The 13,907-nt window shown below is 64.7% G+C and carries 13 protein-coding genes and 1 pseudogene; 8 read left to right on the top strand and 6 right to left on the bottom strand.

The features are described 5' to 3' along the window. Positions 1–50: 50 nt before the first annotated feature. Positions 51–905, bottom strand: a complete 855-nt coding sequence (locus MESOP_RS04595) for an ABC transporter permease (protein WP_013892159.1) — start codon at positions 903–905, stop codon at positions 51–53. Next, positions 902–1,735 (bottom strand): ABC transporter ATP-binding protein, encoded by an 834-nt coding sequence (locus tag MESOP_RS04590; protein WP_013892158.1) that lies wholly within the window; start codon positions 1,733–1,735, stop codon positions 902–904. Before MESOP_RS04590 ends, MESOP_RS04595 begins: the two co-directional genes overlap by 4 nt. A 312-nt stretch (positions 1,736–2,047) precedes the next feature. Here MESOP_RS04590 and MESOP_RS04585 point away from each other — a divergent pair, with 312 nt between their 5' ends. Continuing rightward, complete coding sequence (locus tag MESOP_RS04585) at positions 2,048–2,992, top strand: MurR/RpiR family transcriptional regulator (protein ID WP_013892157.1); 945 nt, start codon at positions 2,048–2,050, stop codon at positions 2,990–2,992. Positions 2,993–3,191: 199 nt separating this feature from the next. Then, positions 3,192–4,979 carry a flavin-containing monooxygenase gene (locus MESOP_RS04580; protein ID WP_013892156.1) on the top strand — a complete coding sequence of 596 codons (1,788 nt, stop codon included), beginning with the start codon at positions 3,192–3,194 and terminating at the stop codon, positions 4,977–4,979. A gap of 208 nt (positions 4,980–5,187) precedes the next feature. Here MESOP_RS04580 and MESOP_RS04575 read toward each other — a convergent pair whose 3' ends face one another. Together MESOP_RS04575 and MESOP_RS04570 are read right to left on the bottom strand one after the other, a co-directional pair. Next, complete coding sequence (locus tag MESOP_RS04575) at positions 5,188–6,420, bottom strand: amidohydrolase/deacetylase family metallohydrolase (RefSeq protein ID WP_013892155.1); 1,233 nt, start codon at positions 6,418–6,420, stop codon at positions 5,188–5,190. Positions 6,421–6,450: 30 nt separating this feature from the next. Next, on the bottom strand, positions 6,451–6,816 hold the full coding sequence (locus tag MESOP_RS04570) for a RidA family protein (protein ID WP_013892154.1): 366 nt from the start codon (positions 6,814–6,816) through the stop codon (positions 6,451–6,453). 215 nt (positions 6,817–7,031) lie between these two features. Here MESOP_RS04570 and MESOP_RS04565 point away from each other — a divergent pair, with 215 nt between their 5' ends. Further along, positions 7,032–7,517, top strand: coding sequence for a hypothetical protein (locus MESOP_RS04565; RefSeq protein WP_013892153.1), 486 nt, complete (start codon positions 7,032–7,034; stop codon positions 7,515–7,517). A gap of 88 nt (positions 7,518–7,605) precedes the next feature. Here MESOP_RS04565 and MESOP_RS04560 read toward each other — a convergent pair whose 3' ends face one another. Next, complete coding sequence (locus MESOP_RS04560; protein ID WP_013892152.1) at positions 7,606–8,241, bottom strand: methyltransferase family protein; 636 nt, start codon at positions 8,239–8,241, stop codon at positions 7,606–7,608. A gap of 278 nt (positions 8,242–8,519) precedes the next feature. Between MESOP_RS04560 and MESOP_RS04555 the strand changes: the two genes are divergently transcribed. The 4 genes from MESOP_RS04555 to MESOP_RS04540 all read left to right on the top strand — a co-directional run bounded on the left by MESOP_RS04555 (position 8,520) and on the right by MESOP_RS04540 (position 11,831). After that, positions 8,520–8,777 (top strand): hypothetical protein, encoded by a 258-nt coding sequence (locus MESOP_RS04555; RefSeq protein ID WP_013892151.1) that lies wholly within the window; start codon positions 8,520–8,522, stop codon positions 8,775–8,777. 28 nt (positions 8,778–8,805) lie between these two features. Then, a complete protein-coding gene (locus MESOP_RS04550) occupies positions 8,806–9,600 on the top strand; it encodes a COG4705 family protein (protein ID WP_013892150.1) in 795 nt (264 codons plus the stop codon). 180 nt (positions 9,601–9,780) lie between these two features. Then, on the top strand, positions 9,781–10,464 hold the full coding sequence (locus tag MESOP_RS04545) for a winged helix-turn-helix domain-containing protein (RefSeq protein ID WP_013892149.1): 684 nt from the start codon (positions 9,781–9,783) through the stop codon (positions 10,462–10,464). Continuing rightward, a complete protein-coding gene (locus MESOP_RS04540) occupies positions 10,461–11,831 on the top strand; it encodes a HAMP domain-containing sensor histidine kinase (protein ID WP_013892148.1) in 1,371 nt (456 codons plus the stop codon). Before MESOP_RS04545 ends, MESOP_RS04540 begins: the two co-directional genes overlap by 4 nt. A 207-nt stretch (positions 11,832–12,038) precedes the next feature. On the opposite strand, the pseudogene MESOP_RS04535 reads toward MESOP_RS04540, so the two are convergent. Next, positions 12,039–12,479 (bottom strand): annotated as a pseudogene (locus MESOP_RS04535) (Lrp/AsnC family transcriptional regulator); the annotation flags it as partial. 105 nt (positions 12,480–12,584) lie between these two features. On the opposite strand from MESOP_RS04535, the gene MESOP_RS04530 reads away from it, so the two are divergent. Beyond that, the gene (locus MESOP_RS04530) at positions 12,585–13,688 is read left to right on the top strand and encodes a saccharopine dehydrogenase family protein (protein ID WP_013892146.1); all 1,104 of its coding nucleotides are present in this window, start codon (positions 12,585–12,587) and stop codon (positions 13,686–13,688) included. Positions 13,689–13,907: the final 219 nt, after the last annotated feature.

The following is a 13,907-nucleotide window of genomic DNA, read 5'->3' as shown; positions in this document are numbered from 1 at the left end:
TGTTTGACGTCAGTCTGCCACCCGCCTCCCGGGCGTCTTGCTTCAGATCTTCATGCCTCCCAGCTCGCCCACTTCTTGCCGATCAGGAAGAACAGCACGTAGATCAGAATGCCGAGCGTCGACAGGATCAGCACCACGGCGAAGAACTGCGGCATCTGGATCATCGACGAATAGGTGGTCAGCCGGTTGCCGAGGCCGAAGCCGCCGCCCACCATCTCGGCGCCGACGGCGGTGAGCAGGCCGAAGATGGCGCCGATCATCAGGCCGACCAGGATCATCGGCAGCGCCATTGGCGCGCGGATCTTCCAGAATATCTGCAAGGTGCTGGCGCCATAGGAACGCGCCAGCGCGATCTTGGCGCTGTCGACGCGGCGAAAGCCGGTGGCGGCGTTGATCATCACCATCGGCCCGGCGGCCAGCGCCACTGCGATGATGCGCGGCGTGTAGCCGAAGCCAAAGCGCAGGATGAGCAGCGGCACCAGCGCCAGCATCGGCGTGGTGACCAGCAGCAAAATGTAAGGCGCGACGATTTTTTCCGCGAACGGGAACTGGGTGATGACGGCGGCCAGCACCAGGCCGACTGCGGCGCCGATGGCAAAGCCGGACAGCAGCTCGACCAGCGTGTAGCCGAGATGCGGCGCGATCAGCGGGAACTCGTCGAACAGCGCATAGGCGATCGAGCTCGGCGGCGGCATGATGTAGAGCGGCACATGGAACAGCCGCAGCGCCAGTTCGATGCCGCCGATGATGACGACGGCGACGGCGACGATGGCCGCCACTTCCTTGCCCGACTTGATGCCGGGACCGCTGGCGAAGGCCGACAAATTGGTCAGGCTGACATCGTGGCCGTCGCCCGACTTGGCGCCCGACTTGGACTTGGAGAATTCCGGGATGGCGTCGCTCACGGCCTGATCCTCACGATCTCGGCGCTGGTGCGCTCCTGTTCCGGCGCCTTTGGCCTGGCGCGCTCGCCGACGATGTCCATCTTGATCCGGTTGGTGAGGTCGAAGACCTCCTTGGTCGCCATGATCTCCAGTGAGCGTGGGCGCGCAAACGGCACGCGGTATTCCCTGGCGACACGTCCCGGCCGCGCGCTCAGCACCACCACCCGGTCCGAGAGAAAAATCGCTTCCTCGATGCTGTGGGTGATGAAGACGATGGTGGTCTTGGTGTCGAGCCAGATCTCCTCGACCAGCCGGTTCATCTCCTCGCGCGTAAAGCTATCGAGCGCGCCGAACGGCTCGTCCATCAAAAGCACCGAGGGCTTCAGCGCCAGCGCCCGCACGATCGCCGCGCGCTGCTGCATGCCGCCCGAAAGCTCGCGCGGGAACTTGCCGCCGAAGCCGTCGAGCCCGACCCGGTTGAGCAGATGCGCGATCCAGGCGCGATCCGGCTTCTCGCCCTTGATCTCGAAGGGAAAGCGGATGTTGGCGTCGAGATTGCGCCACGGCAGCAGGTTTGCTTCCTGGAAGACGATGCCGATGTCGGGATGCGGCCCGGTGATCGCTTTGCCATCGAGCCGGATTTCGCCGCTGGTCAGGCCATGCAGGCCCGACATCGACCACAAAAGCGTGGTCTTGCCGCAGCCGGACGGGCCGACGATCGAGACGATTTCATTGGCGCGGACATCGAGGCTGCAGCGGTCCAGCGCCAGCAGGTCGCCGGACGCCGTGTGATAGATCTTGGTCGCTGCCTGCACGCCAAGCTTCGGCGTTGTTATCTCGCCCGCGTTCATCCGCCCCTCGGAGATTGCGTGATGATCCAATGGTCATCGGACTGCCAAAAATCAGTCTGTAACTATCCTACTTTGCTGTCAAGCGCCGGCGATGGTAACCGTATCATCAAAATTCCACTGTGATGCTAGTGCATTGTTTTTACGATATTTTCTACATCTTGAAATTCGTGTTGCTTTCCTACATACTTGCCGGAAAGAGCGCGGACATGCCCTGCGGCACGCAACGGTTGCACCGTGGCCGGGGCGCATGGAACGACAGCGTGCAAACATGATAAGAGGTCAGATCCAAAGGGGCGGAGGAAGACCCACTTCATGACCGAAGCTGCGAGCCACGAAGAGCCTGTTCCAGATCACGACCATGATGGGCGCGAGCCTGTCAGGCGCATTCCCGACATCATCTCGCTGGTCAAGGATTCCTACAGCGAGTTGCGCCGGGCCGAGCGCCGCGTCGCCGATGTCGTGCTCGACGATGTCAAATACGCGGTCGACGCTTCCAACGCCGCCCTTGCCCAGCGCGCCGGGGTCAGCGAACCGACGGTGACGCGGTTCTGCCGTGCCATCGGCTGCGAGGGCCTGCGCGATTTCAAGCTCAAGCTGGCGCAGAGCCTGGTCGTCGGCGCGCTCTATCTGGCCAAGTCGCCGGCGCCGGGCAGCGGCAACGGCATGCCGTTCTGGAATGCCGTGTTCGGCGAGGCGCGCCGGGCGCTGCAGGAGGCCGAGCGGCAGCTCGATCCGGTTGAGTTGCAGAAGGCCGCCGAGCTGATCGCCAAGGCGCGCCAGGTCACGGTGTTCGGGCTGGGCGGCAGCTCTTCGGCGCTGGCGCAGGAAACCCAGTACCGGCTGTTTCGCTACGGCATCACGGTCAATGCCCAGTGCGACCCCTATCTGATGCGCATGACCGCCTCGACCTTAAAGCCCGGCGACCTGGTGATCGCGATCTCGGCGACCGGGCGCACGCGCGAGGTGATCGAGGCCGTCGAACTCGCCAAGCATTACCGCGCCAACGCCATCGGCGTGACCGCGCCCGACACCGAACTCGCGCGCGCCTGCGACGTCAGGCTGGCCGTGGCGGTTCCGGAATATCCCGACACGCTGAAGCCGACGGCCTCGCGCTATGCCTTCCTGGCTATGATCGACCTTTTGGCCGTGGCCTCGGCCTACAAGCTCGACGCCTCGGCCCGCGAGACGGTCCGCCGCATCAAATACAACGCCCAGATCCACCGCACCGGCAAGGAGATGGAGCCGCTGGGAGATTAGGTACGACTTTCCCTTCTCCCCTTGTGGGAGAAGGTGGATCGGCGCGCAGCGCCGAGACGGTTGAGGGGTGCGTGACGGAGCGCCGTCGGCGCCAAGCTGGAACACCCCCTCATCCGACCTCGCTTCGCGAGGCCACCTTCTCCCACAGGGGAGAAGGAAAGGCCAAGTTGCGCCAATGGGAAACCAAAGAGGAAAAGACATGCTCGAAATGGCACCATCGAAACAGGCCGCCGCATGGTTCGAATCCCTGGCACGCGCGCTCGCGGCCGGTGACGTTGCCGCTGCGAGCAACCTGTTCGTCGACGACTGCTACTGGCGCGATCTGCTGACCTTCACCTGGAACGTCACCACCATGGAAGGCCGCGAGGCGATCGCCGACATGCTCAAGTCAACACTGGCGACGACCAGGCCGACGGCATGGCAGCTCACCGGCGAAGCGACCACGGACGAAGGCACGATCGAGGCCTGGTTCACGTTCGAGACCGCGGTGGCCTCGGGCCAGGGTATCATGCGCCTGCGCGACGGCCGCTGCCGGACGTTGTTCACGGCGATGACCGACCTTAGGGGGTTCGAAGAGCGCAAGGGCGCGGCGCGGCCGCTCGGCGTGCGCCACAAAGCCGACCCCGAGCGCGAGACCTGGTCGGAGGCGCGGGCGCGCGAGACGCGCGAACTCGGCGCATCCGAGCAGCCCTATTGCCTGGTCATCGGCGGCGGCCAGGGCGGCATTATGCTCGGTGCGCGGCTCAGGCAGCTCGGCGTGCCCACTATCGTCATCGAGAAGAACGCGCGGCCGGGCGATTCCTGGCGCAACCGCTACCGCACACTCGTGCTGCATGACCCGGTCTGGTACGACCATCTGCCCTATATTCCGTTCCCGGAAAACTGGCCTGTCTTCACGCCCAAGGACAAGATGGGCGACTGGCTGGAAATGTACACGCGCGTCATGGAGCTCAACTACTGGGTCGCCACCAAATGCCTCAGCGCTTCCTATGACGAGGCGGAAAAGGTCTGGACCGTGGTGGTCGACCGTGTTGGCCGGCAGATCACGCTGAAGCCGAAGCACATCGTCTTCGCCACCGGCGCCTATGGCCCGCCGCGAAAGATCGACCTCGCCGGCGCCGACCAGTTCAAGGGCGAATTGCTGCACTCCAGCCAATATGCCAGCGGCGAGAAATTCCGCGGCAAAAAGGTTGCGGTCATCGGTGCGGCGAGCTCGGGGCATGATGTCTGCGTCGATCTTTGGGAAACCGGTGCAGACGTCACCATGATCCAGCGCTCGCCGACCACCGTGGTCAAATCGGACACGCTGATGGAAGTCGGCTTCGAGATCTTCTCGGAAACCGCGCTGGCGCGCGGCATCACCACCGAGAAGGCCGACATGATTGTCGCCTCGACGCCGTTCGCGCTGGTGCCCAAGGGCCAGCGCGCGCTCTATGAGGTGATCAAGGCGCGCGACGCCGCCTTCTACGACCGCCTGCGCGCCGCCGGCTTCGCCATCGATTTCGGCGACGACGAGACCGGCCTGCTGATGAAGGCCTATCGCACCGGCTCCGGCTACTACATCGATGTCGGCGCTTCGGACCTGATCATCGAAGGCAAGATCGGCATCCGCAGCGGCGTCGCCATCAAGTCGCTGACGCCGAATGGCATCCTGTTCGAGGACGGAAGCGAACTCGAGGCCGACGCCATCGTCGCCTGCACCGGCTACCAGTCGATGAACGAGAATGTCGCCGCGCTCGTCTCGCGCGAGGTCGCCGACAAGGTCGGTCCCTGCTGGGGCCTCGGCTCCGGCGTCAAGGGCGATCCCGGCCCCTGGCAAGGCGAGCTGCGCAACATGTGGAAGCCGACGGCACAGGAAGCGCTCTGGTTCCACGGCGGCAATCTGGCGCTGTCGCGCTTCTATTCGAAATATGTCGCGCTGCAGATCAAGGCGCGGATGGAAGGCATCGCGACGCCGGTTTATGGCAAGCCGAGCAACGCCGCGTAAGGTCGACCCCCACTCCGTCAAGCTTCGCTCGACACCTCTCCCCCGATCGACGGGGGAGAGGAAAGGCGCGCGTTAGCCAGCCTTGGCACCTTCCTCTCCCTCCGGAGGGGGGAGAGGTGGCTCGGCGAAGCCGAGACGGAGTGGGGGAAGCCGCTCGCCAAACGCGCCGCCGCCGCAAGACAGGCACAGCCCTGCCGAGATCGGCTAATCACTCGTGCCGATGCCCGAAGTGCCTTGCCGCCACCTCGACATGCGTATGCGCGGCATGCGCCTCGAAATGCTCGGTCTCGTCATGATCAGGCGTCTCGTTCGGCCACCATGTGCCGCCGATGACGATGCCTTCCGACACCAGCCGCTGGTCGGCGACCAATGAGGCGCCGACCGCGTCGACGAAGGTGAAGCGGCCCGGCCGCTGCCGGAGCACGGCGACATCGCCGACCGTGCCCACAGCCAGCGTGCCGAGGTCCGGTCTTGCGATAGCCCGCGCCGGCCCTTGCGTCGCCGCGCGCAGGACTTCGACCAGCGGCATGCCGAGCGCCATCAGCTTCGACATGCAGACCAGAATGTCGAAGGCCGGCCCGTCGACGCAGTAGAGATGCACGTCGCTCGAGATCACATCCGGCGCCAGTCCTTCGGCGAGCATTGCCCGGGCAACGTCGAAATCGAACGAGCCCATGCCGTGGCCGAGATCGAAGATGACGCCGCGCTCCCGCGCCAGCCGCATGTCGGGCCGCACCGCGCCGGAGGCGAAGACCGGCGCGTTGGGAAACGGCCGGAAGCAATGGGTGAGAATGTCGCCCCGGCGCAGGCGCGGCAGCACTTCGGAGCGGCCGGGCGGCGGCTCGTCTATATGCGCCATCAGCGGCAGGCCCGCTTTGTCGGCGGCCTCCAGCGCGAGATCGACCGGGGCGATGCCGCTGGTGCCGCCGGCATGCTTGCCGGAGCGGACTTTGATGCCGACCACGACATCGGCGTGCTCGCGCGCGGCGGCAACCACCTCGCGCGGCTCGCAGAGCCTGAGATCGCCGCATTCGCCGACCGACACCGTCTGCGAGAAACCGAAGATGCCGGCAAAGGAAATGTTGACATAGGCCAGGATGCGCACCTTCGAACGCTCCATGACGTGACGGCGGAAGCCGAGGAAATTGCCGGCGCCGGCACTGCCCGCGTCGATGAAAGTGGTGGTGCCGCTCTTGGCCGCCAGCCGGTCGGCATCGACGCCGAGCGAGGTGCCACCCCAGTAGACGTGGCTGTGCAGGTCGACCAGGCCGGGTGCCACGATGCAGCCCGTCGCATCGATCATCCGCGCGGCGCTGTCCGCTGGGATATTGGCATCGACCGCGGCGACGCGGCCATTGGCGATGGCGACATCGCGCGGCGCGTCGAGGCCAGCCGCTGGATCGATCAGCCGTCCGCCCTTCAGCAGGAGGTCGAATTGCATTGAAGTAGCCTCCGCTTCGTTAGGCTTCGCTCAAAGAGGTCTGTAGGCGACGGCCTCGACTTCGATCTTGATGTCGATCATCAGCCGCGACTCGACCGTGGTGCGGGCCGGCGGGTCCTTGGGGAAGTGCCTGCCGTAGACGGCGTTGAAGGCGCCGAAGTCGCGCGCGTCCTCGAGCCAGACCGTGGTCTTCACCACATCGTCCATGGTGCAGCCGGCCAGCGCCAGCGCGGCCTTGACGTTGGCAAGCACCTGCTCGGTCTGTTCCGTAATGCCGCCCTTGACCACGATGCCGTCGCTGCCGACCGGAACCTGGCCCGAGACATAGACGAAGTCGCCGGCCCGCACGGCGGGCGACAGCGGCACATGCGACGTTCCAAAAGTCTGCTTGGGCAAGGGTGACCTCCTGTAATGACGCGGCACCGCGCCCTGGCGCGGCCGCCTTGGCCGAGATTTACCCCGATCGGGACGATCCGGATAGAGGCCTTGTTGGAAAGCAACATTCTTCGAAATCCACGTTGCTTTATTACACGAGCGCTTGCATCGTGCGCGCGCCGGGCGGCTCACGAAACCGCTGCGGACTCGTGCCTTCCCGACTGGAGAAACCGACAATGACCTTCGACAAGAACCCGTTTCCGCCAGGCGATGCCAACCGCCACGCGCTGTGGGAGATGCTGGTGCGGCGCGACATCGACGCCTTCATCGGCCAGGACTGGTCGATGGTCGAACATGATTTCGTCGCCGAAAGCTTCTTCGGCATGCACGCGCATTTCCTGCCCAACGCCGACGCCTGGCGGCTGCAATTCCCCAGGCTGGAAATCTATCGCGACGAGTGGTTGCGCCAGGCCAGCGAGACGGCGGCGACGGAATTCGCCGAGCCGCTGCGCGAGGCGCTGTTTCGCGTCACCAATCTGCGCGACATCGATGTCGACGGCGACCGCGCGGTGCTGCACAAGAAGTTCGACGGCACCGTCTCCAAGGCGGATGGCAGCGTCGACCGGCTGAAATGGCAAACGCTGTATTTCTGCAGGAAGGTCGCCGGCAGCTGGAAGATCGCGGGCTTCGTCGGCTACATGCCCTATCCGCTGGGCGGCTGAAGCAATTCCAGGAAAAGTGTGAAACGGTTTTCCGTCCGGAATTGCGTCCGCTCTGAAGCCGCCCTGGAGACAGGCCGCGGCACCGTGATCAGTAGAGCGTTATGAAAGCCGGGAACAGCAGGCCGGTGTGCCTGAAATACTCGATCAGCTCGATGGCCGGGAAGATGGCGAGGAAATAGAGCCCGTCGAAGAATGTGCGCTTGAGCGCCCGGGGCGAGAACTGCAACTGATCGTCGTCGCGGTAGAGCAGCGGATTTGGCCAGAACCGGGGAGTGGCCTTGATATAGGCGGCATAGGCCGGGCCGAACTTGCCCAGGAGGTATTCGGCCTCCTTGCGCGCCGTGACGCGGAAGATGAGGAAGCTGACCACGCCAAGCGCGACGGCCGCCACCAGCGAGCCGTAGAGCAGCCCGATCCCAACCGCGCCGATCGTCGAGAAGAAATAGAGTGGGTTCTGGCTTATCGAGAACGGTCCGGTCGAAACCAGTTCCTCGTTCTTCTTGCCGCCGACATAGAGGATGCTCCAGAGCCGGCCGGCGACGCAGGCGAGCACCAGGCAGAAGCCGAGGAATTCGAGCGTTTCGTGGCCGTTCGAGCCTTCGCTCAGCGCCGGCTTGGTAAGGAACAGAAGCAGCACCGCCAGTACCGCCGCCGCCCGCACGAAGATCAGCCGCTTGCGCTGGACGAAGGCCTCCGTGACCGGCTTGAGGGAAGCGTAGCTCATTCGTCTTTTCCTGGGGCGTTCATTGCGATCAGGCATTGGGGCACGCCATTGATGGCGGATACAAGGCCGTGGCCTTCTATCAGCGCAACACGAGAGGTTCGTAAAGGCTTTTTGCCAGCCACTGACCATTCTTACGAATTTGTATGCCACCGGACAGGCTGGAGTGAAGTCGCTTCCCTATTGTCGAGATGCCGGACCGCCATTTAGGGGCTGGCTTCGATTACCGCAGCCGGACCGCCTTCATCAGATAGGCCGGTATCAGCAAAGGGAATGGTTTCATGAGAAGATTTGCACCTGCCGTTGCAGTGGGCATCCTCGCCGTCTCGGCCTCGATTTCCACCGTTTATGCGGCCACCGCGCCTTGCGAGGAGACGCTGAAGGCCCTTCGGGCCGCTGAAGCGGCAGCCAAGCTCAGCGCCACCGACAAGGCCAAGGTCTCGGAGCTGGAGGCCAAGGGCATCGAACGCTGCAACGCGGATGACGACAAGCGCGCCGACGATTTCTTCGCCCAGGCCATGAAGGTCATGGGCAAGTAACCCGCCACAGCCATCGAGGATTTCGGCCATGCTCGCGCCTCACACCCATCCCGCCGCACCCGCCCACAACAGGGTTCCGGACGTCACCCTCGATTTCTGGCTGATCAAGCTGATGGCGGTGACCATGGGCGAAACGGCTGCCGACTATCTCGCCGTCAATCTCGGGCTCGGGCTGACCGTCACCTCGCTGATCATGACCGGCGTCCTGATCGTTGCCCTTGTCCTGCAGTTCGCGCAGAAGCGCTACGTGCCCTGGGCCTACTGGCTGGCGGTGGTTCTGATCAGCGTCGTCGGCACGCTGATCACCGATAACCTCGTCGACAATTTCGGCGTGCGCCTGCAGACCACGACGATCGCTTTCTCGGTCACGCTCATTGCGACTTTCGCCGTCTGGTACGCCAGCGAAAGAACACTGTCGATCCACACCATCTTCACCACCCGCCGCGAGATCTTCTACTGGCTGGCGATCCTGTTCACCTTCTCGCTCGGCACCGCCGCCGGCGATCTCGTCGCCGAGAGCTTCGAGATGGGCTATCTGACGTCGGGTCTCATGTTCGGCGGCGTCATCGCGTTGATCGCGCTTGCCTATTATCTCATCCATCTCGACGCCATCCTGGCCTTCTGGCTCGCCTACATCCTGACGCGGCCGCTCGGCGCCTCCTTCGGCGATTTTCTGTCGCAGCCGTCCGAATATGGCGGCCTCGGCTTCGGCACCACCTTCACCAGCCTGATCTTCCTTGGCTGCATCATTGCCCTCGTTCTCTACATGACCCTGAAGAAGACCGACGACGAGGCCGACGAAATCCTGCTCGAGTCGGATTAGGCACAGGGCGGATGCGCCAGCGTTGACAATTGTCGAAACCCCACCGCTTCGTCATCCTCGGGTCTGTGCCGCGTCGCTACGCTCCTTGCTCCGCCCAGGGACTAAGGTTTGTGCCATCCTAGGAACGGAACCGGGCCGGTGATAGCCTCTCCCCGATATCGGCAATCAACCGGACCAGCCATGCGACTTCTGCTTGTCGAGGACGACCACAGGACGGCCGACTACATCGTCAGGGGGCTGACGGAGGCCGGGCATGTCTGCGACCTGCTGCGCAACGGCCACGACGCGCTGTTCGCGGCGACCAGCGGCACCTACGACGTGATCGTGGCCGACCGGATGATCCCCGGTCTCGACGGCTTGTCCCTGGTCAAGGCGATCCGCGCGGCGGGGGTACGCACGCCGGCGATCTTCCTCACCTCCGTCGGCGGCATCGACGACCGCGTCGAGGGGCTGGAAGCCGGCGGCGACGACTATCTGGTCAAGCCCTTCGCCTTTTCCGAGCTGCTCGCCCGCATCAACGCGCTCGGACGCCGTCCGGCGGCTCAGGAACAGAAGACGGTTCTGCGGGTCGCCGACCTCGAGATGGACCTGATCATGCGGCGCGTCGTCAGGCAGGGCCGGCCGATCGACCTGCAGCCGCGCGAATTCAGCCTGCTGGAGGTGCTGATGCGCGGCGAGGGCCGCGTCATCACCCGCACCATGCTTCTGGAGCGCGTCTGGGATTTCCATTTCGACCCCAGGACCAGCGTCGTCGAGACCCATATCAGCCGGCTGCGAGCCAAGATCGACAAGCCGTTCGAGACCCAGCTCATCCATACCGTCCGCAACACCGGCTACAGCCTGCACGCATCGCCTTCGCCATGACCGCGACATGGGTCCGCCTGCTGCGCAGCACGCCGTTCCGGCTCGCGCTGACATTCGCCTTCCTGTTCATGCTGGCCTTCGTGCTGGCGGGCGCCATCGTCTACCAGATGATGAGCGCCGATCTCGCCGAGCAGCTCGACGACACCATCCGGGAGACCTATTCGGTCATCGCCGCGACCTATGGCGACAAGGATCTCAAGGAGCTGGTGGAGACCGTCGAAAGCCACTCCGCGCGCAGCCTGAAGAAAGAACAGCTGTTTTCACTTACCGACGCGGCCGGCAACCGACTGGCCGGCAACTTCACCGCGGCGGGACTTCCCGACGGGTTCTCGGCCTTCGACGCCGTATTGCCCGGCGTACCGCCGGACACCGAATATCGCGCCTTTTCCGGCGCGGTCGGCGGCAACACCCTGACGGTTGCCTTCAGCCTTTCCGAGACGGAGGAACTGGAGACGATCATGCTGATGAGCTTCGGCTGGGCCACCCTGATTATCACCGGCCTGGCGGTGGCCGGCGGCGCCCTGCTCGCCTCGCGCGTCCAGCGCCGTCTCGATGGCATTGCCGCCACCATGGTCGATGTTTCGCATGGCCGGCTGGACACCCGCATTCCGCTGACCGGCAAGGGCGACGATATCGACATCGTCTCCAGCCAGGTCAACGCGGCGCTCGACCGGCTGTCGGGTCTGGTCGAAGGCATGAAGCAGGTCAGCGCCAACATCGCGCACGATTTGAAGACGCCGCTCAACCGGCTGCAGATGATCCTGGAGAGCGCCGCCGACAAAGCCGGGCCGGACCAGGACGTTTCCGGCGATCTGGCGGATGCGCGCGCCGAGGGCCATCAGATCAACGAGACTTTCGATGCGCTGCTGCGCATCGCGCAGATCGAGGCCGGCGCGCGCAAGGCGCGCTTCACCGATGTCGATCTCGGCGAGATCCTGGAAACCATCGCCGAGATCTATGCCGACGTCGCCGACGATGACGGCAAGTCGCTGTCATTGGTGCAGCCGCGGGAGGTGACGGACCGCATCCATGGCGATCGCGAGCTGCTGACGCAGATGTTCGCCAACCTGGTCGAAAACGCGCTGCGCCATTGCCCGCCGGGCACGACGATCAAGCTGTCGGTGACGCGCCGCGGCGGACATGTCGTCGGCAGCGTCGCCGACAATGGACCAGGCATCCCGGCCGAGGAGCGTGAAAAGGTCTTCCAGCGGCTCTACCGCTTGGACCACAGCCGCTCGACGCCAGGCAGCGGCCTCGGCCTCAGCCTCGTCAGGGCCATCGCCGACCTGCACGGGGCATCGATTGCATTGGAGGATTGTCGGCCTGGGCTGGCGGTGGTGGTGGGTTTTCCCATCGCGATGGATTAGCCGGCGAAGATACAGCCAATCTCCCCCCTTGCGGGGGAGATGCCTGGCAAGGCAGAGGGGGGTGCTGTCCCGCCAACCTGTCGATGTCTGGCGACCAATCGGTAGGCTCACGCCTACAACAAACCGGGCGAGGCCGGCGTTCCTTCACACCCCCCTCTGGCCTGCCGGCCATCTCCCCCGCAAGGGGGGAGATCGGCTGTATCGCCCTCACCGCTCTATCCTTGTCGACAGGATGATCGACGACGAGGTCCGCTCGACGCCGTCCATGGCGCCGATCTGGTCGAGCAGCGCGTCGAGGTCGCGGATCGACGGCGCATCGACGATGACGATCATGTCGAAATTGCCGCTCACCGAATGCAGCGTCCTGACCGGCGGCAATGCCTGCAAAGCGCGCACCACCTTGTCGGCGAGCTTCGGCGTCACGGTGAGCAGCACATGCGCCTTGACCAGCCCCTGCTCGTAATCGGCGGAGAGCTTGACGCCGTAGCCGGCGATGATGCCGCGCTGCTCCAGCCGCTCGATCCGGCTCTGCACCGTGGTGCGCGACACGCCGAGCTGCCGCGCCAGTTCGGCTGTCGAGGAGCGTGCGTTGGCGCGCAGCAGGGAAAGCAGGGCCTGTTCGGCTTCACTGAGCATTTCGACGAATCCCTTCGGCGATTCAACTAAAGATAGGTTTCACTCTGCCAGATTTCACGCTTCCTTTCGACAGGCAAGCTGCGATCCTGGTCCCACAATCAGTTCGAGGGATCAGTCATGAAGAAAATCATCGTCGTCGGCGCCGGCAAGATCGGCTCGACCATTGCCGAGATGCTTGCCGCAACGGGCGACTACCACGTCACCCTCGTCGACCGCTCGGCGGCGCAGCTCGCCGCGGCCGAAGCGTCCGATGGCGTCGAGACGCTCGAACTCGACATCGCCGCAGTAGGCACGCTCGAAGCGGCGCTCGCCGGCAAGTTCGCGGTGCTGAGCGCGGCACCCTTCCATCTCACCACGCGGATCGCCGAAGCGGCGGCCAGCGCCGGCGTGCACTATCTCGACCTGACCGAGGACGTCGTCTCGACCCGCCGCGTCAAGGAGCTGGCGCGCTCGGGCAAGAGCGCCTTCATTCCCCAATGCGGCCTGGCGCCCGGCTTCATCTCGATCGTCGCCAACGATCTCGCCAGCCGCTTCGACACGCTGGAAAACGTGCGCATGCGCGTCGGCGCCCTGCCGCAATACCCGTCCAACGCGCTGAACTACAATCTGACCTGGAGCACCGACGGCGTCATCAACGAATATTGCGAGCCGTGCGAGGCGATCGTCGAGGGTGATCTGGTCGAAGTGCCGCCGCTGGAGGAGCGCGAGGAGTTCTCGCTCGACGGCGTCACCTACGAAGCGTTCAACACCTCGGGCGGGCTCGGCACTTTGGCCGAGACGCTGAAGGGCAAGGTGCGCACGCTGAACTACCGCACCATCCGCTATCCCGGCCACGCCGCGATCATGAAGGCGCTGCTCAACGACCTTGGGCTCCGCCATCGCCGCGAGGTGCTGAAGGACATTTTCGAGAGCGCGCTCCCGGCAACGCTGCAGGACGTGGTCATCGTCTTCGTCACAGTCTCGGGCCGCAAGAACGGCCGCCTGCTGCAGGAGACCTACGCCAACAAGATCTATTCGAAGCGGATCGGCAGCGTGGTGCGCAGCGCCATCCAGATCACCACCGCGTCCGGCATCTGCGCCGTGCTCGACATGCTGGCCGACGGCAGCCTGCCGGCAACCGGCTTCGTCAAGCAGGAAGAGATCGCGTTGGACGCCTTCCTAGCCAACCGCTTCGGCCGCGCCTACGCCCAGCACGAGATGGTGAGCCGGCTAGCGAGCTGAGGTAGCGCTCAGGTTCGCGCCATTCCTCTCCCCCGTCGATCGGGGGAGAGGTGTCGAGCGAAGCTCGACGGAGTGGGGGTCGACCTGGCTCAGGCGTTGCTATTCAAGCCGAAACGATGCCTCGCCCTGATCGAGGCCCTGTGGTGAGTTGCCAGCGGCGGCGCATTTGAGGACCGGCTTCCCCCACTCCGTCGCTGCTTCGCAGCGCCACCTCTCCCC

Origin of the sequence: Mesorhizobium opportunistum WSM2075, from assembly GCF_000176035.2 — a bacterium.
GTDB classification, from domain to species: domain Bacteria; phylum Pseudomonadota; class Alphaproteobacteria; order Rhizobiales; family Rhizobiaceae; genus Mesorhizobium; species Mesorhizobium opportunistum.
The sequence above is the reverse complement of the archived record's forward strand: the minus strand, read 5'-3'. Positions and strand labels throughout refer to the sequence as shown.